Below are 23,161 nucleotides of genomic sequence, written 5' to 3'. Positions count from 1 at the left end.
TATCGCGGCGCACTGGGACGACCTCCCCCCGCCGCCCCCGCCGGGCTGGTGTCGACGATCAACCGCCTTTCCGCCGGTTTTGCGGGCAAGAAGGGGATTGCGGTGCGCGCAGTCGATGACGGCTGGACGGTCGAAGTCGGCGGGCGCCAGCGCCTGCCCCAGCAATCCGTCTCCAAACTATGGGTCGCGATCACCCTGCTCGACCTTCGCGACCGGGGCCGGGCGCGGCTGGACGAGCCGATCGTCGTGCGGCGCGAGGACCTGACCCTCTTCCACCAGCCCATCGCGATGCTGGTCAAGGGTGACGGCTATCACACCACCGTCGGCGAGTTGCTGAACCGTGCGCTGACGATGAGCGACAATACCGCGAACGACCGGCTGCTGACCTATGTCGGCGGGCCGCAGGCGGTGCGTGCGATGATCGCCGCCAAGCGACTGGGCGATATCCGCTTCGGTCCCGGCGAGCGGCTGCTCCAGGCGAAGACCGCCGGTCTGACGTGGCAACCCGCCTTCGCCATGGCGGGCGCGTTCCAGACGGCGCGCAACCGGCTCGACCCAGCGGCGCGGACGGCCGCGCTCAATGCCTATGTCAATGATCCGCCGGACGGCGCCGCGCCCATCGCCATCGCCGATGCGCTGGCCCGGCTGGCCCGCGGCGAACTTTTGTCGGAAACCTCGACCCGCATCCTGATCGACACGATGGAAGCCTCGCGCACCGGCCATGCCCGCCTGCGCGCCGCCGTGCCGTCGGGGTGGACGATCGCGCACAAGACCGGCACCGGCCAGGATCTGGGCCGCCGCAATGCGGGCTTCAACGATGTCGGCCTGCTGACCGCCCCCGACGGCCGCCGCTTCGCCATCGCGGTAATGATCGGCGACACGACCGAGGATATCCGCAAGCGCCAGCTGCTGATCCAGAATGTCGCGGCGGCGGTGGCCGATGCGGCGGGACCGCCGAGGGGGCCGGTGGCGGTAGCGAATTGATCCATTTTCCTCCCCTGTAAGGGGAGGTGGCAGGCCGAAGGCCTGACGGAGGGGTGTCACGGCCTGAAAAGTTAGACCGCAATCACCAACGGCTACACCCCTCCACCATGCTTCGCATGGTCCCCCTCCCCTTGCAGGGGAGGAAAGAAGACTTACCGATTTGAATGCAGATCGTCCTTTGGAAGCAAAAACCTTGGCTGACGTGAAAGTGCGCGTGGATAGCGCGCAATCGATCGTTGCCTTTGACCGAATGCGAGATCAGGCATGGATCATCCCATTCGTCTTGAAACGTGAAACTTTCGCCGCCGAATGTCACGACCGTTGCCATCCCGGCTGCCTTGCTGCTCACCTTTCCATAAAATGCACGAATACACGCCCGCACCGTGTCGAGGTCGGTCGTGGCAAACTCCAGCGAGTCATGATCGCCAGCTTTGAGAAGAGCGACAGTCATGGCCGACAGGTAGCTCTGACGAGGCCAGTCTCCCGCCCATTTCCCCCCGCGAAGCCAGCCCCCGACACTCCGCCGTGGCCCATCCGCCACAAACCCGAAAAACCGCTACCATCAGGGGCTATTTCCCCTCCGCCGCATCCGCTAAACCGCGCGGATCATGCCCCATCTCTATCTCGTCGACGGCTCCGGCTATATCTTTCGCGCCTATCATCGCCTGCCGCCGCTGACCAACAAGCATGGCGAGCCGGTCGGGGCGGTCTATGGCTATACCACCATGCTGTGGAAGCTGGTGGATGAGGTCAACGCCGCCGACGGGCCGACCCATATGGCGGTGGTCCTCGACAAGTCGTCCAAGACCTTCCGCAACGAGATGTACGACCAGTATAAGGCGCACCGGCCCCCGCCCCCGCCCGATCTGGTGCCGCAATTCCCGATGATCCGCGACGCCACCCGCGCCTTCTCGCTGCCCTGTATCGAGGAGATGGGGCTGGAAGCCGACGACCTGATCGCCTGCTATGCCCGCGCCGCGCTGGCGCAAGGGTGGCAGGTCACGATCGTGTCGGGCGACAAGGACTTGATGCAGCTGGTCGAGGATGGCAGCCTCGACATGCTCGACACGATGAACAACCGCCGTCTGGGCGAGGCCTATGTCCAGGAAAAGTTCGGCGTCGGGCCGAAGCAGCTGGGCGATGTGCTCGCGCTGATGGGCGACAGCGTCGACAACGTGCCGGGCGTGCCGGGCGTCGGCCCCAAGACCGCCTCCAAGCTGATCGTCGAGCATGGCGACCTCGAATCGGTCCTCGCCGCCGCGCCCGAGATGAAGAAGGGCAAGCTGCGCGACAACCTCATCGAACATGCCGAGAATGCCCGGCTGTCGAAGCGGCTGGTCACGCTGGAGTGCAACGCGCCGCTGCCGCAGTCGCTCGAGTCGCTGGCGCTGCACCCGACCATCCCGGATGCGCCGCTGCGGGCATTCCTGGAGCATCATGGTTTCCGCTCGCTGATCGCCAAGATGGGCCAGATCACCGACGACGCCGCGCCCGCCCCCGCTGCCGGAGAGGCCGCGCCGTCCGCACCGATGGACGATGACGAGCCGTGCAATCTCGACGGCTATATCACCGTGCAGGATCTGGCGACGCTCGACCAGTGGGTCGCGGACGCCCGTCACCAGGGCTTCGTCGCGATCGATACCGAGACCAGCTCGACCGACGCGACCCAGGCCGAGCTGGTCGGGGTCAGCCTGTGCATCGCGCCCAACAAGGCGTGCTACATCCCGCTCGGGCATGGCGGCACCGACCTGCTTTCGGAAGTGCCGGTGCAGATTCCGGTCGCGGCTGCGCTCGAGCGAATCAAGGCGTTGTGCGAGGACCCGTCGGTCCTGAAGATCGGCCAGAATCTGAAATTCGACATGATCGTGCTGGGCGAGCGCGGCATCGCCATCGCGCCGCATGACGACACGATCGTGATGAGCTTCGACCTCGACGCTGGCCTGCACGGGCACGGCATGGACGAACTGGCCGCGACGCACCTCTCCCACACCTGCCTCGCCTTCAAGGAGGTGGTCGGCACCGGCAAGAAACAGCTCGGCTTCCACGAGGTCGACCTGAAGACCGCTACCCGCTACGCCGCCGAGGATGCCGACGTCACGCTGCGGCTGTGGAAGCGGTTCAAGGCGCGGCTGCCCATGGAGCAGGCGACCCGCGTGTACGAGATGGTCGACCGGCCGCTGGTGCCGGTGATCGCAGGCATGGAGCGGCGCGGGATCAAGGTCGATCGCGACCGCCTGTCGCAGCTGTCGACCGAATTCGCCGGGCAGATCGCCGCGCTGGAGGGCGAGATCCATGCCATGGCGGGCACCCCCTTCACCATCGGCAGCCCCAAGCAGCTGGGCGAAATCCTGTTCGACCGGCTCGGCCTGAAGGGCGGGCGCAAGGGCAAGTCGGGCGTCTATTCCACCGACGTCACCGAACTCGAACGCCTGGCCCGCGACGGCGGCGAGGCGGCGGAGATCGTGCGCAAGATCCTGGAATGGCGCCAGCTCTCCAAGCTGAAGAGCACCTATACCGATGCGCTCCAGGCGCAGATCAACCCCAAGACCGGCCGCGTCCACACCAGCTACAGTCTGACCGGCGCGCAGACCGGACGCCTGTCCTCGACCGAGCCGAACCTGCAAAACATCCCGATCCGCACCGAGGTCGGGCGGCAGTTGCGCGAGGCGTTCATCGCCGAGGACGGCCATGTCCTGATCGCCGCCGACTATTCGCAGATCGAGCTGCGGCTGGCCGCGCATATGGCGGACGTGCCCGCGCTGCGCGATGCCTTCGCGAATGGCGACGACATCCACAGCCTGACCGCGATGGAGCTGTTCGGCGAGGTCAATCGCGATACGCGCGGCCGCGCCAAGACGATCAACTTCGCCATCCTCTACGGCATTTCGCGCTGGGGGCTGGCCGGTCGCCTCGACGTGTCGGCGGACGAGGCGCAAGCGATGATCGACCGCTATTTCGAGCGTTTCCCCGGCATCAACCGCTATATCGCCGAAACGCTGTCGAGCGTGCGCGAGAAGGGCTTCACCGAGACGCTGTTCGGTCGCAAGACGCATTTCCCGCGCATCGCCTCGCGCAACCAGGGCGAGCGCCAGGGGGCCGAGCGCGCCGCGATCAACGCGCCGATCCAGGGGACCAGCGCCGACATCATCAAGCGCGCCATGGTCCGCATGGAACCCGCGCTCGCCGCCGCTGGCCTGGGCCATGTGCGGATGCTGCTCCAAGTCCATGACGAACTGGTGTTCGAGGCCCTCGAAGCCGATGCCGAAGCCGCAGGCAAGGTCATTCGCGAGGTCATGGCGGGCGCGGCCGAACCGGCGGTGTCGCTATCGGTCCCGCTGGGCGTCGAGATCGGCTTCGGCAAGAGCTGGGGCGCGGCGCATTGATCCACGCTTCCCTCGCCCCCATTCCTCCCCAGGCCGTGCTTGGGGAGGGGGACCATGGCGACAGCCATGGTGGAGGGGCATGGCCGTCCGACACGGCAGTGATCCTCGCCAGCGGTGACACCCCTCCGTCAGGCCTTCGGCCTGCCACCGCCCCTTACAGGGGAGGACATTACGATTATCGGCCACCCTTGGGACTCCGCGCCCGCTGATGGCCGAAACCCAGGACATCGAAACGCTCGCCAAGGGCGGGCGGACCAATATCGCGGGCTTCGTCCTGCGACTGGCGGCGCGCATCCCCTTCCTGTTCATCGCGGGGCGCATCTATGGCCCCGATCTGGTCGGGCGCTTCGCCATTGCCGTGGTCGTCGTCGAGCTGGCGGCGCTGGTCGCGACGCTGGGCATGAAGCGCGGGCTGGCGCAGGCGCTGGCCTCGACCGACCGGCCGCATGTCCATGTCGTCTGGGACGCGATGGCGCTCGCCTGCCTCGCCTCGGTGGCGGCGAGTGCGGTGCTGTGGCATTTCCCCGAACTTCTCTATCCCAACAGCGCGATCACCGGGCTGGACCGGTGGCTGCCCTGCATCATCGTGGCCATCGCCTGGTCGGACGTCAGTCTGGCCGCGCTCGCCTATCGCCACAACGTCAAGGCGACCGTCACCGCGCGCGCGGTGATCGAGCCGTGGACGATCTCCATCGCGGCCTGGGTCTTTTCCTTCTTCACCATCCGCGACGGCCTGGTCCTGTCCTATGTCGCATCGATGACGGCGGCGCTGATCGCCAGCCTGGTGCCCTTCCTGCGCAGCTATGGCCTGCCGCAGGGCTGGACCCCGCATCTCGGCCGCGTCTTTGCGCTGGCCCGCGCCAATGCGCCGCTCGCCGGGGCGGACGCGCTGGAATGGGGCACGCGCAATGTCGACCGCTTCATCCTGGGGGTGATGTTCGAGCCACGCATCGTCGGCATCTATTACATGGCACAGCAGGTCGCCTCGCTGCCGCAGAAGCTGAAGACCAGCTTCGACCCGATCCTTGGCCCGGTCATCACCCAGAGCCTGGCGAACGGCGACATGGGCGCGATCGCGCGACAGGTGCGGCAGGTCGCCTTCTGGATCATGGCGGCGCAGGGGTGCCTGGCGCTGATGGGCTCGATCCCGGGCGAAGGCGTGATGGGCGTGGTCGGGCCGCAATTCGTCTCGGGGACCGCCGCCCTCGCCTTCCTGCTGTTCGCCGAGGTGCTGGCCTCGACCGGCGCGGTCTGCGAATCGGCGCTGGTCTATACCGCGCGGCACCGCAACCTGATGATCTCGATCGCGATGCTAGGGGTGCAGATCGGCTTGAGCTTCGCGCTGATCCTGGGAATGCGCGCGCTCGGCTGGCCGCCGACCTGGGCGGCGGCCGGTCCGGCCGTGGCGCTGGCGATGAGCGTGACGATGACTTCGGTCATCAAGGCGCGGGTGCTGTCAGCCATATTGAGGGCGCCGGTATCGCCGTTCCGCTGGCCTCTGGTCTGGGCGGCGACGGCGGCGGTCGTGGTCGGGGGCGCGTTCACCCTGTTGCCCAAGCGGCTGGAATGGGCCGAGCTGCTGTTCGGTGAGCCCGCCATCGCGGCGACCTATCTGCTGGTGCTGTGGCGCTGGGCCTTCGGTCCGGCGGACCGGGCGCTGTTCGGGAAAGCCCCGACGGTGGAAGAGGCGACCCTGCCCAACGCAGGCGGGATCACGCGGTAAAGATCCTCCCCGGCACGGGGAGGTGTCAGGCCGTCAGGCCTGACGGAGGGGGGGGTCCACACAGGCCATCCCTTGTGGCGCTCCCCCCTCCACCATGCTTCGCATGGTCCCCCTCCCCGCGCCGGGGAGGATCAAATCAATGCCGGAAGTGGCGCATGCCGGTGAAGACCATTGCCAGCCCGGCTTCGTCCGCCGCCGCGATCACCTCGTCGTCGCGGATCGAGCCGCCCGGCTGGATCACTGCCGTCGCGCCCGCCTCGACCGCCGCGAGCAGGCCGTCAGCGAAGGGGAAGAAGGCGTCCGATGCGACCGCCGAACCGATGGTGCGGGGTTCGGCCCAGCCCGCCTTCTCGGCGGCATCCTTGGCCTTCCACGCGGCGATGCGCGCCGATTCCAGACGGTTCATCTGCCCAGCGCCGACACCGGCGGTCGCGCCGCCCTTGGCATAGACGATCGCGTTGGACTTCACATGCTTGGCGACCGTCCAGGCGAAGCGGCAATCGGCCAGTTCCTGCGTCGTCGGCGCACGCTTGGTCACGACCTTCAGCATGTCGTCGGTCAGGCGGCCATTGTCGCGGCTCTGGACCAGCAGGCCGCCCGCGATCGACTTCATCATCAGGCCGGGCCGCGCCGGGTTGGGCAGTTCGCCCGACAGCAACAGGCGGAGATTCTTCTTCTTGGCGAAGATCGCGCGGGCCTCGGCCGACGCGTCCGGCGCCACCACGACTTCGGTGAAGATGCCCGAGATCGCCTCGGCCGTCTCGGCGTCGAGCGGACGGTTGCAGGCGATGATGCCGCCGAACGCCGACACCGTGTCGCAGGCAAAGGCCGCCTGATAGGCCTCGAGCAGCGTCTCGCCGCTCGCCACGCCGCACGGGTTGGCGTGCTTGACGATCACCACGGTCGGCGGGCCGTCGATGAACTCGCTGACCAGCTCCAGCGCGGCATCGGCGTCGTTGAGGTTGTTGTAGCTGAGCGCCTTGCCCTGCAGTTGCTCGGCCTGGGCGATGCCCTGACCACCCTTTTGCGGCAGATAGAGTGCGGCGACCTGATGCGGGTTCTCGCCATAGCGCAACGTCTCGGGGTGCTTGGTGAAGGCGAGCGGCAGGGTCGCCGGGAACGCCTCGCCCTGGTCAACGAAGCCGAACCACTGGGCGATCGCCGAGTCATAGGCGGCGGTGGCGGCGAAGGCCTTGGCCGCCAGGCGCTGGCGGGTCTTCAGCGTCGAGGCGCCGTCATTGGCCTCGAGATCGGCGAGGAAATCGGCATAGTCGGCCGGGTCGGTCAGGATCGACACATAGCCATGGTTCTTGGCCGCCGAGCGGACCATGGACGGGCCGCCGATATCGATATTCTCGATGATCTCGGGCCGCTCGGCCCCCTTCGCGACGGTCTGCTGGAAGGGATAGAGGTTGACGACCACCAGATCGATCGCGCCGATGCCATGCTCGGTCATCGCGGCGGCATGGGCGGGGTCGTCGCGCACCGCGAGCAGGCCGCCATGGACCATCGGGTGCAGCGTCTTGACCCGGCCGTCCATCATCTCGGGGAAGTTGGTGACCTCCGAAATGTCGCGCACCGGCAGGCCCGCATCGCGGATCGCCTTGGCCGTGCCGCCGGTCGAGACAAGATCGACGCCCCGCTCGGCCAGTGCGCGGGCCAGGTCGATGACGCCGGTCTTGTCGGACACCGACAGCAGCGCGCGGCGGACCGGCACCAGATCGACGGAAGGAGCGGAGGGGAGCGAAACGGCCATCGGGCAGCGTATCCTACAAGCTGGGGAAGTTTGCGGACCCGATAGACTCCGATTCGCCGAAGCGCAAAATGTTCCTCCCCGGCACGGGGTGGTGGCAGGCCGAAGGCCTGACGGAGGGGGGCCTGCCTCATAGGACATCCCTTGTGGCGATCCCCCCTCCACCACCCTTCGGGTGGTCCCCCTCCCCGTACCGGGGAGTATTTTATGGGTTCGCGCGGAGGCGCGGAGAACGCGGAGGGGTTTGGCTCTGGGGCAAACCGATTGGATCATTGAAGCACGATGACATCAGCTTGATCCACCCCTCCCCTTCAGGGGAGGGGCAGGGGGTGGGGTGTTTCCGCAAGCGCCCTGCCCGTGGCGATGCCCCACCCCAACCCCTCCCCTGAAGGGGAGAGGCTAGGCTTGGTTCTATCGCATGTCATCATGCTCTAACCGGGCGGGGAAGAGGCCCTGTCAGCGCGGCGGGTCCGCCCATCCCCGCGCCTCCACGCGAACAATCCCTTTTAAAGCGCCCGCTTGAACGCCCAGCTGACATGCGCGCCGCCCGCAGGCGTCTCGCCGGTGACGACCAGTTGCTGCGTGGCGACCGGACGGCCGGTGCCGTCGATCCACAGCGACTCTTCGATCGCCAGCGTGCCGCCCCGGCAGCGGAACTGCCACAATGCGCCATCGTCGAGGCGCAGGATCGCCTGCCCGCTCTCGGCGGTCACCATCGCCTCCACCCCGTCGCCGAGATGGAAGCGCAGGGCGAATACCGTGCTGCCCGCCTGCCGCTTGCGCCCTTCGGGCAGCAGCGCATCCTCGCCGCGCAGCTCGCGGCCGTCGCCGGTCAGCAATAGCTGGCGGCGATGGGTGAAGCCGTAACGGCGGACATAGCCGTCATGGCTCGCCTCGATCCGGCTGGCGGCGTCCGATTCCTGGCGGCTCAGCTCGACCTGGGCGACGCCGCGCCCCAGCGTGCCGTCGGCATGGATGGCGGTGGAGTTGCTGTCGCCCAGCGTCAGCGTCGAATGCGCCGCCGTGGTGCGCAGGCCATGGGCGAGGCTGGCGGGCACCTGCGCCACGGTCGCGCGGGCGCCGCCGCAATTGACGACGATGCGTTGCGCGCCGTCCGAAAACTCAAAAGCCAGCGTCGAGGCGCAGCCACCCTCGATCGCCCGCGCGATCGGTGGCGGCGCGGCATCCATGACCAGCACCGCCTGCGCCGCCGCCAATCGCTGATACCCCCAGTCACCCGCCTGGCGCAGCGGCCGGGTGCGCACGCCCGATGCCTCGATGACGGCGGCGATCCGCTCGGGCGTTTCGGGGCCGGAGCCCTGCCAGCTCGACAGCGCGCGGTCGCCATGCATGACGCCCAGCAGCGCGGAGATCATCCGCTGCAATCGCGTCTGGAACTGTTCGGGAAAGGCCAGCCCGCGCGCGTCATAGACTTCGCGCATCATGGTCAGCAGCATGACCGCATCGAGCTGCACCGCCGGACTGCGCGCGATGACGCCGCCATCGGTGAACAGCCCGGTGTCGAGCGCGCGGGCCAGCCCCGCCTCGCCGAACGCCTGGCGCGGATCACCGCCCGCCAGCAGCAGACCGGCCGCGATCACCCCGCACCAGGCCGCGATCCGCGCCACGCCCGCGGGCGCCTTGTCCGCGCCGCGATCCAGATGCCGCGCCCCCCTCGCCATCGTGTTGAGCACGCGCGAGCGATAGACGAGATCGGTCGATGACAGGATCAGCGGCGCATGCGCGGTCCAGAACAAGATGCGCCGCCCCCACAGATCGGGCCGCCAGGCGGTGGCATCGACCGTCTCGGCAAAGGCATCGAGCCAGCGGCCCATCAAATATTCGGCGATCGGCGCGCCCTGCGCCCGCGTCGCGACGGTCGACAGGTCGCGCAGCCAGGCAAAGCTGTGCAGATGATCGGCAAAGCCGGTCGACCAGTCGGGCCGGGCGAAGTCGATCGATTCGACCCCGCGCTCCTCGCCGCGCCAGTCGAGCACGCCGCCGAGCAGCGCATGGCCACGCTCGATATCGCCCAGCACGGGATCCTCGGGCACCGCCATCAGCTTCAGCGGATGCCGCCCCTTCAGCCGCAGCGAATGGAGCGGCGTACGCCAGGTCAGCCGGTGGAGATGCTCGCTGAGCCGATCCGCGAGCGACAGGCCGCCGCTCTGGACGCGGACCAGGCGTTTGCCTTCCTCGATGCTGTCGGCGGCGATACGGGCCTCTTCGGCCCCCATGCGATCGCGCATTGGAGTCAACGACCCGCTCAACCGCGCAAAGCGGCGATGTTCGCGGCGTAATGCTCCGGGCCACCCCGGAAGGCGGCAGTGCCCGCGACCAGCGCATCGGCCCCGGCCTCGATACAGCGCCTGGCCCAGGCCGGGTCGACGCCGCCATCCACCTCCAGGTCGATGGCGCGGCCCGAATGCTCGATCATCTTGCGGATCGCTGAAATCTTCTTGAGCTGGCTTTCGATGAAGCTCTGGCCGCCGAAACCCGGGTTCACGCTCATCACCAGCACCAGGTCGACCATGTCGATCAGGTAATCCAGCATCTTGGCGGGCGTGGCGGGGTTCAGGACGACGCCCGCGCGCTTGCCCAGCCCCTTGATGTGCTGGATCGTGCGGTGGATGTGCGGCCCCGCCTCCGGGTGGACGGTGATGGTGTCCGCGCCCGCCTCGGCAAAGGCGTCGAGATAGGCGTCGATCGGCGAGATCATCAGATGCACGTCGAACGGCTTGGTCGTGTGCGGACGCAGCGCCTTCACCACCGCCGGGCCGATGGTGATGTTGGGCACGAAATGCCCATCCATCACATCGATGTGAATCCAGTCGGCGCCCGCGGCGTCGATGGCCCGGACTTCTTCGCCCAGCTTGGCGAAATCGGCGGACAGAATGGAGGGAGCGATACGGACGGGATGCATGGCCCCCCTTACCCGGATATCGCGCCCAAGTCAGCCTTTGCGTTGCAGCATCGCGATGAAGAACCCGTCGAGCCGCCCTTCTTTCGCGAGCATCGTCGGCAGGGTGCGGATCGTGCCCTTGTCCGTGATCCCCGGCCATTCGCCAGCGATCGGGACCAGCGCGTAATCGGGGCGCTCGGCCAGGAAGGCCGCGATCTGATTCTCGCCCTCCTCCGGCTCCAGCGAGCAGGTGGCATAGACCAAGGTCCCGCCGGGCTTCAGCCAGTCGGCGGCGCGGCCCAGGATGACGCGCTGCAACGCGGCCATCTCGGCGACGATCGCGGGGCGGACGCGGTAGAGGACGTCCGGGTGGCGGCGGAAGATGCCGCTGGCGCTGCACGGCGCGTCGACCAGGATCGCGTCGACCTGATCCTTGGGTGCCCATTCGCGCAGGTCGGCGGTGACCACCTCGGCCGACTGGTTGGTGCGCTCCAGATTTTCAGCGAGCCGGGCGAGGCGCGACTCGGACTGGTCGATGGCGGTGACGGTCCATCCGGCGGCGGCAAGCTGCAGCGTCTTGCCCCCCGGCGCGGCGCACAGGTCGAGCACATGGCCCCTGCCCTGCCCCAGCAGGCGCGCGGGGATCGAGGCGGCAAGGTCCTGCACCCACCAGGCGCCTTCGTCGAAGCCCTGCAACTCCATCACCGCGTTACCCGACGGCAAACGCACATGACCGGGCAGCAGGCTGACCCCGCCCAGCTTTTCCATCCATTCGGCGGTCGCGGAGGGATCGGCCAGCGTCAGGTCGAGCGGCGGCGGGGCGGAGATGGCGTGGGCGGCGGCCTCGACCATCTCCTCGCCCCAATTCTCTTCCCAGCGTGCCTCGGTGGCGTCGGGCAGCGCCGGGATTTCGGGGAGCAGCACGCCGCTCTTGGTGATCGTGCTGAACACACCGTGGACCAGCTTGCGCGGGCCGCCATCGACCAGCGGCAGCACGGTCGAGATCGCCGCATGCGGCGGCGTGCCCAACGCCAGCACCTGGACCAGCGCGATGCGCAAGGCAAAGCGCGCCTTGGCATCGTCGGGCAGCCGCTGCTTGGTGGCCGAGTCGATCAGCGCATCGAGATCGGGCAGGCGGCGCAGCGTCTCCGCCGCGATGGCGTGCGCCAGGCCGCGATCCGGTCCGCCCGGTAGCGCGCGGGTGGCCGAGGCGAGGGCCGCCTCCAGCGGCTCACCCCGGCGCAGCACCGCGTCGAGCAGGCGGATGGCGGCGCGGCGGGCGGCGGTGCCCAGCGGCTCGGTCGGGCGCTGCTGCCGCCCGCGACGGTCCTCGCCCTTGGGCGCACCCCGGCGATCGGGACGGCCACGGGTCGGCGATTGAGGAGGACGTGTCACTTGGCAAAACTCCTGTCAGCCCCGACATGGGCTGCAATATATTCGTCCCCTTAGTCGAAAGGACCGCCCATGGGCCAGCGCCCCGACCATGTGAAGCCGCCCGCGTACCTGTCGCAGAACCCGCCCGTGCCGGAACCGGAGGCCAAGCCGGAGCTGCAAGATGATCCGTTGGGGAAGAACCCGGTGCGGTACGGGGATTGGGAATTGAAGGGGATCGCGGTCGATTTTTGAGGGGAGAGGCCCTCTACTTCTTCCTCCCCTCCCGCAGGCGGGAGGCGCCGGGGGAGGGAAAAGCCGCAAGCGATGGTCTCGGTGAGACTCCCTGCCCTCCCCCATCCCCTCCCGCCTGCGGGCGGGGAGCGGCAAGAGGATGGGTCAGGGAAATCCAACCGCCGTTCAGCCTGAGCGAAGTCGAAGGCCATGCCCCGACCTCACCCCAATCACCGACGGACCAGAGTCCCCGCCCCCTGCCTGGTGAAGATCTCCAGCAGCATCCCGTGCGGCACCCGCCCGTCCAGGATCACCGCCGCGTCCACGCCGGCCTCGACCGCGTTGACGCAGGTTTCCAGCTTGGGGATCATCCCGCCCGAAATCGTCCCGTCCGTCCGCAGCTCTGCGATCTTGGCCGGGTTCAGGTCGGTCATCAGTTCGCCCTGCTTGTCCAGCACGCCCGCGACATCGGTCAGCAGGAAGAAACGCGACGCGCCCAGCCGCGCGGCGATCGCGCCCGCCATGGTGTCGGCGTTGATGTTATAGGTGTGCCCGTCCAGCCCGATCGCGACCGGCGCGATGACCGGGATGATGCCGTCGGCGCACAGGCTCTCGATCAGGCGCGGGTCGACCGCGACCGGCTCGCCGACGAAACCCAGGTCGACATGGCGCTCGATGCCCTGGAGCGGATCGGCCTCGCGCCCCTGGATCTTCTCGGCGATGACGAGGCCCGCATCCTTGCCCGAGATGCCGACGGCGCGGCCCCCGGCGGCGGCGATCCAGCTGACGATTTCCTTGTTGATCGAACCCGCCAGCACCATTTCGGCGATCTGCGCCGTTTCGCGGTCGGTGACGCGCAGGCCGTTGACGAACTGCGACTCGACGCCCAGCCGCTTGAGCATCGCGCCGATCTGCGGCCCGCCGCCATGGACCACGACCGGATTGATGCCGACCGCCTTCAGCAGCACCATGTCCTCGGCGAAGTCGCGCTGCCGCTCGGGATCGCCCATGGCGTGGCCGCCATATTTCACCACGAAGGTCTTGCCCGCATAACGCTGAAGATACGGGAGCGCCTCGGTCAGCGTCTCGGCCTTGGCGAGCAGGGCGGCGTCGGGATCGTGGTTGGTCATGAGCGGCCCTTTATCGCGCGCGCGCGGCGGGGAAAACCGGCAATATGGGTCAGGCGCGGTCCAGCCGCCGCCCCAGCCCGACGAACACATAGATCAGCGGCGGCACCAGCACGGCGGACAGCGTGACCTTGGCGATCATCTGGCCCACGAGCAGCTGGCCGATCGGGAAGGCGCCGTAAAAGGCGATGGTGACGAACAGCAGCGTGTCGACCACCTGGCTGAGCATGCTGGCGATCGCCGCGCGCAGCCAGAGGAGCTTGCTGCCCTCCTTGCCTTTCAGCGCGGCGAAGATGGTGACGTTCAGCGTCTGCGACACGCCGTAAGCGACGATGCCGCCCAGCCAGATCCGCCAGGTCGAACCCAGCACCAGCTGGATCGCGTCGCGATTGGCCGGGATCATCTCCGGCGAGGCGGGCAGCGTGTAGACGATGAAGGACAGCACGAGCGACACCAGCAGCGGCACGAAGCCCACCCGTACCAGCCGCCCGGCGGTGGCGGGGCCATGCAGCTCGGCCACCGCGCTGGAGGTCACCACCAGCAGCAGGAAGGCGAAGATGCCCGCCTCCACCGCCAGCGGGCCGAGCGCCACCTGCTTGTTGCCCAGCACGCCCGCAATGCAGACCATGCCGCCATAGAAGATCGACAGGGCGAACAGGGACGGCGTGATCAGGCGGGGGCGAGCGGAAATGTCGGGCTGGTCCATCGGCGACTGCTAGCGCGAAATCGGTCCGGGGCAAAGGACTTGCGATCCTCCCCGGCACGGGGAGGTGGCGCGCGCAGCGGAGGTGGAGGGGGGATTCCTACACAGGGCGTCGCGCGCGGCACGCCCCCTCCACCAGCTCCGCTGGTCCCCCTCCCCGTGCCGGGGAGGATTGGAAGCTCAATCGCTTGCACCGCGCCCCGCGACACGCTCTATTCTCCGCCAAAGCAACAAAAGGGGGATCATATGCGGTTGGCAAAATGGCTCGGCGGGGTGGCGGCGACGCTGGCGATGCTGCCGGGGATCGCGGCAGCGCAGGATCGCCCGGACCAGAAGGCGTTCTTCGACCTGTACAAGCAGCTGGTCGAAACCAACACCAGCCTGTCGGTCGGCAGCTGCACCCAGGCCTCCGCCCAGATCGCCGAACGGCTGAAGGCGGCGGGATACGGGCAAGCCGACATCACCCTGTTCTCGGTCCCCGAACATCCCAAGGACGGCGGCATCGTCACGGTCCTGCCAGGCACCGACAAGCGGTTGAAACCGATGCTGCTGCTCGGCCATCTCGACGTGGTCGAGGCCAAGCGTGAGGACTGGACCCGCGATCCGTTCAAGCTGATCGAGGAGGACGGCTTCCTCTATGGCCGCGGCACCGTCGACGACAAGGCGATGAGCGCGGTCTGGGCCGACACGCTGATCCGCCTGAAGAAGACGCCGCCCAAGCGCACGATCAAGATGGCGCTGACCTGTGGCGAGGAGACGACCTTCGCCTTTAACGGCGCGGAATGGCTGGCCAAGAACAAGCCCGACCTGATCGCGGCCGAATTCGTCCTGAACGAGGGCGGCGGCGGGCGGCTCGATTCGGACGGCAAGCGCGAGTTGCTGGCGGTGCAGGTCGGCGAGAAGGCGGCGCAGAACTATACCTTCCTCGCCACTAATCCGGGCGGGCACAGCTCGCAGCCGACGCCGGAAAATGCGATCTACGAACTCGCCGACGCGGTGAAGGCGGTGCAAGGTTACGAATTCCCCATCCACCTGACCGACACCACCCGCGCCTTCCTGACCGCAACCGCGCAAAAGGTCGGCGGCCAGCTGGGCGATGCGATCACCCGGCTGCTCGCCAACCCGGAGGACAAGGCCGCCGACGCGATCGTCAGCCAGGACAAGGCGCTGCACTCCACGCTGCGCACCACCTGCGTCGCGACGTTGCTCCAGGCGGGTCACGCCGAAAACGCCCTGCCCCAGCGCGCCACCGCCAATATCAATTGCCGCATCTTTCCCGGCGAAACGGTCGAGGGCACGCTGGCGAAGCTGAAGGAGCTGGCAGGCCCCAAGATCACCGTCACCGCCAACCAGCCGGTTCGCCCGACCGCCATTCCGCCCAAGCTCGACCCGAAGATCATCGGCCCGATGAAGACGCTCGCCGCCAAGCACTTTCCCGGCGTGCCCCTGGTCCCGATGATGTCGACCGGCGCCACCGACGGTATCTTCTTCCAGGCGATCGGCATCCCCGTCTACGGCGCGCCGGGCATGTTCATCGAAAAGGACATGTCGGGCATCCATGGCCTGAACGAGCGGATCCGGGTCAGCTCGCTCTATGACGGGCGGGATTATCTCTACGATCTCGTCCGGGCCTATGCCTATTGAGAGGAATGGCGCGGGGCCTGGACAAGGGGCGCCCCGCGCCGGATCGACAGGCGGGGATAGACGGCGAAATCGCCGATGAAGATCGGTGCGGGCGGATGGGTCGCGCCCAGACAGGGCAACCGCCCCCTTCTCCGCATGAATGTGGCGACGATCGCATGACGAAGACCCGATGGGGAGCGGCGGATATCGGCCACCAAGCTGCCAATCCGCTGAACGCCGCCGCCACGCGCGGTTCAGATTAAATGAAGCAATATCCTCGCCATACGGGAGATTATGGTTCTGAGGCTATTGCCATGAAGATGCTCAAGACCGGATTGCTGGCGGCCCTCGCCGGTGGGGCCATGCTGACCGCCACGGCCGCCAGTGCGCAGGACTGGCGTTATGACGAATATCGTGCGCATCAGGCCGCGCGCGGAGCGGACGTCCATGCCTGGCAGGCGGGGCGCGACCAGCGGGCGGCGGACGAGGCGGCCTATTATGGCGATTACCGCGCGGCCGATGCCTATGCCCATGCCGCCGCCGTGCGACGGCACGAAGCGCGACGCGACGCGCGTTTTGCCCGGCATGAACGCCATGCCGCCCGGTGGGATTATTGGCGCGGCTATTGAGCCGCTATGCCGCAAACGAAAAGGGCCGGTGCGAGGGTTCGCACCGGCCCTTTTCATGAGGGTCCGACAGACGGCCGATCAGCCGTCGTAATCGGCGCCCAGATTCTGGTTGCGCGGCGGAGCGGCGGCGGTCAGGCGCAGCGCCTCGGCCGAGGCCTGCAGGCTGCCGACATCGTCCGCCTCGTCCTCGTCGTCGATCTGGACGCGCTGCAGGCTGTTGACCACGGCTTCTTCCAGATGGGTCGGACGAACCGTTTCCTCTGCGATCTCGCGCAGGGCGACGACCGGATTTTTATCGCGATCGCGATCGACGGTCAGATCCGCCCCGCCCGAAATCTGACGAGCCCGCTGCGCCGCGAACAGCACCAGATCGAAACGGTTGGGAATCTTGTCGACGCAATCTTCGACGGTGACGCGCGCCATGCGTGTGTCCTTCGCAAATAATGCTGGGATGAAAGCGTGCCGCCTAGCAGCAAAGGCCGCCCAAGTCAAAAGCCTTGGGCTTGCAACGCCCCCGCCCCCTGGGTCGTTACGTTTTCGACAGGATCACATGCCCCAAGGAGCCGCGCCATTTCCGCCCCCCATCCGCCCGAACAGCCCGGTTTCCAGGTCGACGGGCAAAGGCTGACCCTGCTCGACACGGGGCCACGGCGACTGGAGGCGGTGCTGGCCCTGATCGACGGGGCGCAGGTGTCGCTGCGCATCCTCTATTATATCTATTCGGATGACGAGACCGGGCGGCGGGTCCGCGATGCGATGATCGCGGCGGCCCGGCGCGGCGTCGCCGTGTCGGTGATCGTCGACGGCTTCGGGGCGGGCGCGGACGCGGCGTTCTTCCGCCCGCTGGTCGACGCGGGCGCGCGGCTGTCCCGGTTCGAGCCGCGCTTCGGCCGCCGCTACCTGCTGCGCAACCATCAGAAGCTGGCGCTGGCGGATGCCGAAGGGCCTTCCCCCTCGATCATCATCGGCGGCTTCAATATCGAGGACGATTATTTCGGCACCCCCGCCGACCAGAGCTGGCGCGATCTGGGCCTGCTGGTCGAGGGTTCGGCGGCGGCGCGCATGGCGGGGTATTTCGATGCGCTGTTCGCCTGGACGCAAAATCCCAGGGGGCGCCTGCGCGACCTGAACAAGGCGCTGGCGCATTGGAGCGAGTCGAAGGGAAATTTGCGCTGGTTGATCGGCGGGCCGACCCGGCGGCTGTCGCCCTGGGCGCGGACGGTGCGCGAGGATATGCGGCGGGGGCGACGGATCGACGTGATCGCCGCCTATTTCACCCCCAGCCCCACCATGCTCCGCCGCCTGGACCGGGCGGGACGGCGCGAGGCCGAGGTGCGGATCGTGACCGCGGGCAAGTCCGACAACGAGGCCACGATCGCGGCGGCGCGCTTCACCTATGCGGGCCTGCTGCGCAAGGGCGTGCGGATCTTCGAATACCAACTGACCAAGCTGCATACGAAACTATACGTCATCGACGATGCGGTGCATGTCGGCTCGGCCAATTTCGACATGCGCAGCCTGTTCGTGAATCTGGAGCTGATGCTGCGGATCGAGGACCGGGCCTTTGCCGATCATGTCCGTGCCTATGTCGATGGCGAGGTCACGCGATCGGACGCGATCACGCCCGCCTGGTACAAGCGGAATACCCGCTGGTTCCAGCGGCTGCGCCAGTTCGCGGCGTATCTGCTGATCGCGGTGATCGACCCGTCGGTATCGCGCGGGCTGAATTTCGGGATCGAGCCGCCCGACGGGGATTGATCCTCCCCGCTCGCGGGGAGGTGGCAGGGCGAAGCCCTATCGAAGGGGGGGCTTCCAAACAGGTCGCCCTTATCGGCCCGCCCCCTCCTCCATGCTGCGCATGGTCCCCCTCCCCGTACCGGGGAGGATCGGCTTCAGTCCTTCCAGGCCCAGTAGAGCTGGGCCGGGGGCACGTTCCACCATTCCATGTCGTGGTCGATGTTCGACCAGTGCGGAACCAGGAAGTCCTTCACCTTGGGGCTGAACTGATAGACCAGGAACGCGCCGCCGGGGCGCAGCACGTCATGCGTGCCTTGCGCGATCGCCGGACCGACGCCGGCCGGCAGGGTCGAGAAGGGCAGGCCCGACAGGACATAGTCGGCATGGTCGAAACCATGGTCGCGCACGATCTTCTGCACGTCCGCCGCCGAGCCGTTCACCGCCGCGAAACGGGAGTCGACGATGGTGTGGCTGAGATAGTCACAGAAATCGGCATTGGTATCGATCGCGATCAGCTTGGCGTCGGGCGCCATGCGCTCGAGGATCGGGCGGCAGAAGGTGCCGACACCGGGGCCATATTCCACGAACAGCTTGGTGTTGGCCCAGTCGACGGGGGCCAGCATCTTGCGGATCAGCTTGCCCGACGACGGAATGATCGAGCCTACCATCACCGGGTGCTTCAGGAACTGCTGAAAGAACATCTGGCCGGGCGACGGATAACCCGTGGCGTCGGTGCGGGACTTGCGCGCGGCGGTGGTCGAGCTGGGCATCGAGTTCCTGTCGTTCGTGATCCCCGCGTAAGGGACGCGCGAGGGAAACCCCCTCGTCGCACAGGTGCCGAACGACTTTCAAGCTATTGGGTTGCGGCGGGATGCTGCATTCCGTCGCAAAGCGGACTCGATCGACGGGGGATTTGACATGGACCGGACAGGGCAGATCGCGGTGATTTTCGTGTCGCAACGGACGGTTGGCGATGCGGAGGGCTATGCCGGGGCGGCGGAGGCGATGGACGCCCTCGCCGCGCGGCAGCCGGGATATTGCGGAGTCGACAGCGTGCGTGGGGCGGATGGACTGGGCATCACCGTCAGCTGGTGGGCGGACGAAGCCAGCGCCTTGGCATGGCGGGCGCATCCCGAACATGCCGCGATCCGGGAGCGCGGGCGGGCGCAATGGTATTCGCGCTATGAGGTGGCGGTGGCCGAGGTGGGCCGGAGTTATAATTGGGCGAACGATCCCGCCCGTTGATCTGGTCGCTCCCCTCCCGCAGGCGGGAGGGGATGGGGGAGGGCAAGGAGTCTCACCGAGACCATCGCCCGTGGCAGGCCCCCACCCCAAACCCCTCCCCCCTGCCGGGAGGAGGGGCTTCAGAAGGAGGAAGGCTTACCTTTCAGGGCGTCTTGTCCCCTCGCGGCGTCAGCATCCCCGGCGCGATGAAGCCGATCGGCTGGATCGCCGCCGCCTCCTGCTTCAGCTTGGCGGCGATCTGTTCGTAGTCGCGCTCCATCTCCGGCGTCACGCTGGCGCGCGCCTCGGTCAGCGCCTCGTCGAAGGCAGCCATGTCGACCTGGGTCGCACCGGGCGCCTTGCGCAACGCGATCAGACCCGCCCGGCGCACCACATCGCCCAGGTCGGCGCCGGTAAAGCGATCGGTCCGCGCCGCCACATCGTCCAGGTCGACATCGCTGGCGAGCGGCATCCTGGCGGTCTGGATGCCCAGGATGCGCCGCCGCCCGGCCTTGTCCGGCACGCCGACATAGATCAGCTCATCGAACCGCCCCGGCCGCAGCAGCGCCGGATCGATCAGGTTGGGCCGGTTGGTCGCGCCGATCACGACGACCGACTGCAACTCCTCCAGCCCGTCCATCTCGGCGAGGATGGTGTTGACCACCCGCTCGGTCACCTGCGGCTCGCCCAGGCCACCGCCGCGCGCGGGGACCAGCGAATCCAGTTCGTCGATGAAGATCACCGTCGGCGCGACCTGCCGCGCGCGGGCGAACAGCTTCGTGATCTGCTGCTCGCTCTCGCCATACCATTTGGACAGCAGATCGCTCGACTTGGTGGCGATGAAATTCGCCTCCGCCTCGCGCGCCACCGCCTTCGCCAGCAGCGTCTTGCCGGTGCCGGGGGGACCGTAGAGCAGGAAGCCCTTGGCGGGCCGAATACCGAGTCGCCGGAACGCATCCGGGTCCTTCAGCGGCAGCTCGACGCCTTCCTTCAGCTTCATCTGCGCGATGTCGAGCCCGCCGACATCCTCCCAGCGGACGGTCGGCGCCTGCACCATCACCTCGCGCATCGCCGAGGGCTGGACGCGCTTCAGCGCCTCCAGGAAATCCTCGCGCGTCACCGACAGCATATCCAGCACCTCGGCCGGGATGGTCCGCTCCTCGAGGTTCAGGCGCGGCATGATCCGCCGCACCGCCTCGATCGCCGCCTCGCGGGTCAGCGCCGCCAGATCCGCACCGACGAAGCCGAAGGTGGTGCGCGCCAGCTCGTTCAGGTCGACCTTGTCGCCCAGCGGCATGCCGCGCGTATGGATGCCCAATATCTCACGCCGCCCACGCTCGTCGGGCACACCGACCACGATCTCGCGGTCGAAGCGGCCCGGCCGCCGCAGCGCCTCGTCGATCGCCTCGGGGCGATTCGTGGCGGCGATGATGACCAGGTTCGCGCGCGCCTCCAGCCCGTCCATCAGGGTGAGAAGCTGGGCGACGAGTCGCTTCTCCGCCTCGCCCTGCACGCGGTCGCGCTTGGGCGCGATCGAGTCGATTTCGTCGATGAAGACGATCGAGGGCGCGGACTTGGTCGCCTCCTCGAAAATCTCGCGCAGCCGCTGCTCCGACTCGCCATAGGCCGAGCCCATGATCTCGGGGCCGTTGATCAGGAAGAATTGCGCGTCCGACTCGTTGGCGACGGCGCGGGCCAGCCGCGTCTTGCCGGTGCCGGGCGGGCCATGGAGCAGCACGCCCTTGGGCGGCTCGACACCAAGCCGCTCGAACAGCTCGGGGTAGCGGAGCGGCAGTTCGACCATCTCGCGCAACTGGTCGATGGTCGACGCCATGCCGCCGATATCGTCATAGGTGACGTCGGCCCGCCGCGCCTCGCGCGGTTCCTCATATTCGGGGCGCAGCTCGACCTCGGTATTCTCGTCGATATGGACCACGCCCTTGGGGCTGGCCGCGACGACCGCAAGGCGGATTTCCTGGAGCGCATAGGCGGGCGCGTTCATGAACTGCGCGACGCCCGGCGGCATGTTGGTGACGCGCTGCTGCCCCGCGGTCGCCACCACATCGCCCTGGCAGAGCGGCCGGTTGAAGAAGGTCCGCTTGAGCGCCTGGGCCGAACCCTGGAGCCGCAGATTCTGTTGCGCAGGCGCAAAGACGACACGGGTCGCGGGCTTCGACTCAACCTTGCGCACCTCGACGAAATCACCCGAGCCGACGCCCGCATTCGCCCGCTGCAACCCGTCGATGCGGACGAGGTCGAGCCCTTCATCCTCGGGATAGGGGGCAACCGCCCGCGCCGGGGTCGCCTGCTTGCCGACGATCTCGACCACGTCGCCCTCGGTGATGCCCAGTGCCGCCATCAGGCTGCGCGGGACATGGGCGAGGCCACGGCCCGAATCCTCGGGGCGGCTATTGGCCACCTGTATCTTGCGGGTCGGCGCGTCGCTGTCGGCCATGATCGTCCCTTGGCTAAGTGTCTGAGACACGAAAGCGCGGGACGTGGGGGCGGGTTCCGGTCCGCAAAAGGGCATGCGGCCCAGCCGGGGCAAAAAAAAGGGCCGATCGAAACGACCAGCCCGTGAAAGTTTTTAGGAGAGGATGCCTGAAAGGCCCGTTCCTTTTGCAGTGCGACACGTTATGTTGCAAGTGCGAAAAGCTTGGCTATGATTGCAGTTTGTGCAATCTTCTGCCCAATAGGTCAACGAGTACAGGTACGCCATGCGCAGGCTCCCCCCGCTGGGTGCGATCGAAGCATTTGTCCAGGTCGTGCGCCTGGGCTCCATCAAGGCGGCGGCCGAGGAACTGGCGCTGTCCGCGCCCGCGCTCAGCCGCCGGGTGCAGACGCTGGAACGCTTTGTCGGCAAGCCGCTGTTCGCCCGGCGGCATCAGGCGATGGTGCCCAATGAGGACGGGCAGCGCCTGATGGAGCAGATCGCGCCGCTGCTCGACCAATTGTCGGACGCGGTGGAGGCGATGACCAGCGGGCAGGAAGTGCTGCGCCTGCGCCTGGGCGTCCTTCCGCTCTATGCGTCGCAGCGGCTGTTCCCGCATATGGGCCTGCTGCGCGCGGCGCATCCCGAACTGCATCTCGACATCGACACCGCCGGACACGGCATCGCGCGGCTGGGCGAAGGGCTGGACGCGGTGATCGCGCTGGGCCGCGACATCGATCCCTCGCTCTATGCCAAGCGACTCGACCGCAACAAGGTCTATGTCATCGGCGCCAAGCGACTGCTCGAAGGTCCCAACCCGCTGCTCCGTCCCGAGCAGATGAACGGCATGACCGCCTTGCTGCACCGCGAAATGCCCGACGCCTTCACCGCGTGGTGCCAGGCCGCCGGGCTGACCGAGATCAAGCCCAAGGCGATCGACTTCTTCGACTCGGGCGGCCTGATGCTGGAAGCGGTGGCGCAGGGGCTGGGCATCGCCTTCATGCATGCCAGCCATTTCGAGCATGCGCATGACCCGCGTCTGGTGCGGCTGTTCGATATCGAGGTCGACAGCCCGTACAGCCACTGGTTCGTCTGCCGCCCCCGCGCGCTTCAGCAGAAGTCGGTGAAGCTGTTCCACGACTGGCTGATCCGGACATTGTATCCCGAAGCGGCGTAACGTCTACTCCCCCTCCCGCAGGCGGGAGGGGGTCGGGGGGAGGGCCGGAAGTCTCACCGAGACCAACGCTTGGGGCTTTCCCTCCCCCATCCCCTCCCGCCTGCGGGAGGGGCGTGCCCAGAGCAAATGGAGGGAGCTAAAATCAACGACAAAAAGCCGC

At 67.7% G+C, this 23,161-nt stretch carries 19 protein-coding genes; 9 read left to right on the top strand and 10 right to left on the bottom strand.

The features are described from left to right. Positions 1–984 (top strand): serine hydrolase (locus BSZ14_RS07435; RefSeq protein WP_076710424.1); only part of this gene is annotated, 984 nt, incomplete at its 5' end. 82 nt (positions 985–1,066) lie between these two features. Here BSZ14_RS07435 and BSZ14_RS19270 read toward each other — a convergent pair. Beyond that, positions 1,067–1,435 carry a hypothetical protein gene (locus tag BSZ14_RS19270; RefSeq protein WP_139330357.1) on the bottom strand — a complete coding sequence of 123 codons (369 nt, stop codon included), beginning with the start codon at positions 1,433–1,435 and terminating at the stop codon, positions 1,067–1,069. A 157-nt stretch (positions 1,436–1,592) separates the two neighbouring features. On the opposite strand from BSZ14_RS19270, the gene polA reads away from it, so the two are divergent. Continuing rightward, positions 1,593–4,367 (top strand): DNA polymerase I, encoded by a 2,775-nt coding sequence (polA, locus tag BSZ14_RS07430; RefSeq protein WP_076710423.1) that lies wholly within the window; start codon positions 1,593–1,595, stop codon positions 4,365–4,367. 208 nt (positions 4,368–4,575) lie between these two features. Next, complete coding sequence (locus tag BSZ14_RS07425) at positions 4,576–6,090, top strand: lipopolysaccharide biosynthesis protein (RefSeq protein WP_076710422.1); 1,515 nt, start codon at positions 4,576–4,578, stop codon at positions 6,088–6,090. A gap of 136 nt (positions 6,091–6,226) precedes the next feature. Here the strand turns inward: BSZ14_RS07425 and purH are convergent, their stop codons facing one another. The 4 genes from purH to BSZ14_RS07405 form a co-directional block, all read right to left on the bottom strand. Further along, the gene (gene purH / locus BSZ14_RS07420; RefSeq protein ID WP_076710421.1) at positions 6,227–7,846 is read right to left on the bottom strand and encodes a bifunctional phosphoribosylaminoimidazolecarboxamide formyltransferase/IMP cyclohydrolase; all 1,620 of its coding nucleotides are present in this window, start codon (positions 7,844–7,846) and stop codon (positions 6,227–6,229) included. Positions 7,847–8,349: 503 nt separating this feature from the next. Beyond that, positions 8,350–10,092: a heparinase II/III family protein gene (locus BSZ14_RS07415; RefSeq protein ID WP_042486762.1), complete on the bottom strand. Its 1,743-nt coding sequence runs from the start codon at positions 10,090–10,092 to the stop codon at positions 8,350–8,352. 17 nt (positions 10,093–10,109) lie between these two features. Next, a complete protein-coding gene (gene rpe, locus BSZ14_RS07410; protein ID WP_042486764.1) occupies positions 10,110–10,766 on the bottom strand; it encodes a ribulose-phosphate 3-epimerase in 657 nt (218 codons plus the stop codon). Between the two features lie 30 nt (positions 10,767–10,796). Then, complete coding sequence (locus tag BSZ14_RS07405) at positions 10,797–12,140, bottom strand: RsmB/NOP family class I SAM-dependent RNA methyltransferase (protein ID WP_445190535.1); 1,344 nt, start codon at positions 12,138–12,140, stop codon at positions 10,797–10,799. A 69-nt stretch (positions 12,141–12,209) separates the two neighbouring features. Here BSZ14_RS07405 and BSZ14_RS07400 point away from each other — a divergent pair, with 69 nt between their 5' ends. Next, the gene (locus BSZ14_RS07400; protein WP_076710420.1) at positions 12,210–12,371 is read left to right on the top strand and encodes a DUF1674 domain-containing protein; all 162 of its coding nucleotides are present in this window, start codon (positions 12,210–12,212) and stop codon (positions 12,369–12,371) included. Positions 12,372–12,580: 209 nt separating this feature from the next. On the opposite strand, the gene argB is transcribed toward BSZ14_RS07400, so the two are convergent. Next, complete coding sequence (gene argB, locus BSZ14_RS07395) at positions 12,581–13,480, bottom strand: acetylglutamate kinase (RefSeq protein ID WP_042486766.1); 900 nt, start codon at positions 13,478–13,480, stop codon at positions 12,581–12,583. Positions 13,481–13,529: 49 nt separating this feature from the next. Continuing rightward, entirely contained in the window at positions 13,530–14,183 is a 654-nt protein-coding gene (locus BSZ14_RS07390; RefSeq protein ID WP_083748156.1) for a queuosine precursor transporter, read from the bottom strand. Between the two features lie 243 nt (positions 14,184–14,426). Here BSZ14_RS07390 and BSZ14_RS07385 point away from each other — a divergent pair, with 243 nt between their 5' ends. Together BSZ14_RS07385 and BSZ14_RS07380 are read left to right on the top strand one after the other, a co-directional pair. Then, positions 14,427–15,824, top strand: a complete 1,398-nt coding sequence (locus BSZ14_RS07385) for a M20/M25/M40 family metallo-hydrolase (protein ID WP_076710419.1) — start codon at positions 14,427–14,429, stop codon at positions 15,822–15,824. A 293-nt stretch (positions 15,825–16,117) separates the two neighbouring features. After that, positions 16,118–16,432, top strand: a complete 315-nt coding sequence (locus tag BSZ14_RS07380) for a hypothetical protein (RefSeq protein ID WP_076710418.1) — start codon at positions 16,118–16,120, stop codon at positions 16,430–16,432. A gap of 78 nt (positions 16,433–16,510) precedes the next feature. On the opposite strand, the gene rpoZ is transcribed toward BSZ14_RS07380, so the two are convergent. Continuing rightward, the gene (rpoZ, locus tag BSZ14_RS07375) at positions 16,511–16,855 is read right to left on the bottom strand and encodes a DNA-directed RNA polymerase subunit omega (protein ID WP_042486773.1); all 345 of its coding nucleotides are present in this window, start codon (positions 16,853–16,855) and stop codon (positions 16,511–16,513) included. A 147-nt stretch (positions 16,856–17,002) separates the two neighbouring features. Between rpoZ and BSZ14_RS07370 the strand changes: the two genes are divergently transcribed. Further along, the gene (locus BSZ14_RS07370) at positions 17,003–18,190 is read left to right on the top strand and encodes a phospholipase D-like domain-containing protein (protein WP_042486794.1); all 1,188 of its coding nucleotides are present in this window, start codon (positions 17,003–17,005) and stop codon (positions 18,188–18,190) included. Positions 18,191–18,324: 134 nt separating this feature from the next. On the opposite strand, the gene BSZ14_RS07365 is transcribed toward BSZ14_RS07370, so the two are convergent. Further along, the gene (locus tag BSZ14_RS07365) at positions 18,325–18,939 is read right to left on the bottom strand and encodes a class I SAM-dependent methyltransferase (protein ID WP_042486776.1); all 615 of its coding nucleotides are present in this window, start codon (positions 18,937–18,939) and stop codon (positions 18,325–18,327) included. Between the two features lie 148 nt (positions 18,940–19,087). Here BSZ14_RS07365 and BSZ14_RS07360 point away from each other — a divergent pair, with 148 nt between their 5' ends. Beyond that, positions 19,088–19,414 (top strand): antibiotic biosynthesis monooxygenase family protein, encoded by a 327-nt coding sequence (locus BSZ14_RS07360; protein WP_042486779.1) that lies wholly within the window; start codon positions 19,088–19,090, stop codon positions 19,412–19,414. 142 nt (positions 19,415–19,556) lie between these two features. Here BSZ14_RS07360 and BSZ14_RS07355 read toward each other — a convergent pair whose 3' ends face one another. After that, the gene (locus tag BSZ14_RS07355; RefSeq protein ID WP_076710417.1) at positions 19,557–21,848 is read right to left on the bottom strand and encodes a CDC48 family AAA ATPase; all 2,292 of its coding nucleotides are present in this window, start codon (positions 21,846–21,848) and stop codon (positions 19,557–19,559) included. Positions 21,849–22,110: 262 nt separating this feature from the next. Here BSZ14_RS07355 and BSZ14_RS07350 point away from each other — a divergent pair, with 262 nt between their 5' ends. Beyond that, complete coding sequence (locus BSZ14_RS07350) at positions 22,111–23,001, top strand: LysR substrate-binding domain-containing protein (RefSeq protein WP_042486785.1); 891 nt, start codon at positions 22,111–22,113, stop codon at positions 22,999–23,001. Positions 23,002–23,161 lie beyond the last annotated feature (160 nt).

It is taken from the genome of Sphingomonas sp. Sph1(2015), from assembly GCF_001970915.1.
Taxonomy (GTDB): Bacteria; Pseudomonadota; Alphaproteobacteria; order Sphingomonadales; family Sphingomonadaceae; genus Sphingomonas; species Sphingomonas parapaucimobilis.
Note: the sequence above shows the minus strand (reverse complement) of the source record. Positions and strands in the feature narration are given on the sequence as shown.

Coding starts and splice junctions, on each gene's coding strand:
- BSZ14_RS07390 (WP_083748156.1), bottom strand. CDS start 14,183: ATGGACCAGCCCGACATTTCCGCTCGCCCCCGCCTGATCACGCCGTCC.
- BSZ14_RS07400 (WP_076710420.1), top strand. CDS start 12,210: ATGGGCCAGCGCCCCGACCATGTGAAGCCGCCCGCGTACCTGTCGCAG.
- polA (WP_076710423.1), top strand. CDS start 1,593: ATGCCCCATCTCTATCTCGTCGACGGCTCCGGCTATATCTTTCGCGCC.
- purH (WP_076710421.1), bottom strand. CDS start 7,846: ATGGCCGTTTCGCTCCCCTCCGCTCCTTCCGTCGATCTGGTGCCGGTC.
- argB (WP_042486766.1), bottom strand. CDS start 13,480: ATGACCAACCACGATCCCGACGCCGCCCTGCTCGCCAAGGCCGAGACG.
- BSZ14_RS07350 (WP_042486785.1), top strand. CDS start 22,111: ATGCGCAGGCTCCCCCCGCTGGGTGCGATCGAAGCATTTGTCCAGGTC.
- BSZ14_RS07380 (WP_076710418.1), top strand. CDS start 16,118: ATGAAGATGCTCAAGACCGGATTGCTGGCGGCCCTCGCCGGTGGGGCC.
- BSZ14_RS07415 (WP_042486762.1), bottom strand. CDS start 10,092: ATGCGCGATCGCATGGGGGCCGAAGAGGCCCGTATCGCCGCCGACAGC.
- rpoZ (WP_042486773.1), bottom strand. CDS start 16,855: ATGGCGCGCGTCACCGTCGAAGATTGCGTCGACAAGATTCCCAACCGT.
- BSZ14_RS07425 (WP_076710422.1), top strand. CDS start 4,576: ATGGCCGAAACCCAGGACATCGAAACGCTCGCCAAGGGCGGGCGGACC.
- BSZ14_RS07360 (WP_042486779.1), top strand. CDS start 19,088: ATGGACCGGACAGGGCAGATCGCGGTGATTTTCGTGTCGCAACGGACG.
- BSZ14_RS07365 (WP_042486776.1), bottom strand. CDS start 18,939: ATGCCCAGCTCGACCACCGCCGCGCGCAAGTCCCGCACCGACGCCACG.
- BSZ14_RS07355 (WP_076710417.1), bottom strand. CDS start 21,848: ATGGCCGACAGCGACGCGCCGACCCGCAAGATACAGGTGGCCAATAGC.
- BSZ14_RS19270 (WP_139330357.1), bottom strand. CDS start 1,435: ATGACTGTCGCTCTTCTCAAAGCTGGCGATCATGACTCGCTGGAGTTT.
- rpe (WP_042486764.1), bottom strand. CDS start 10,766: ATGCATCCCGTCCGTATCGCTCCCTCCATTCTGTCCGCCGATTTCGCC.
- BSZ14_RS07385 (WP_076710419.1), top strand. CDS start 14,427: ATGCGGTTGGCAAAATGGCTCGGCGGGGTGGCGGCGACGCTGGCGATG.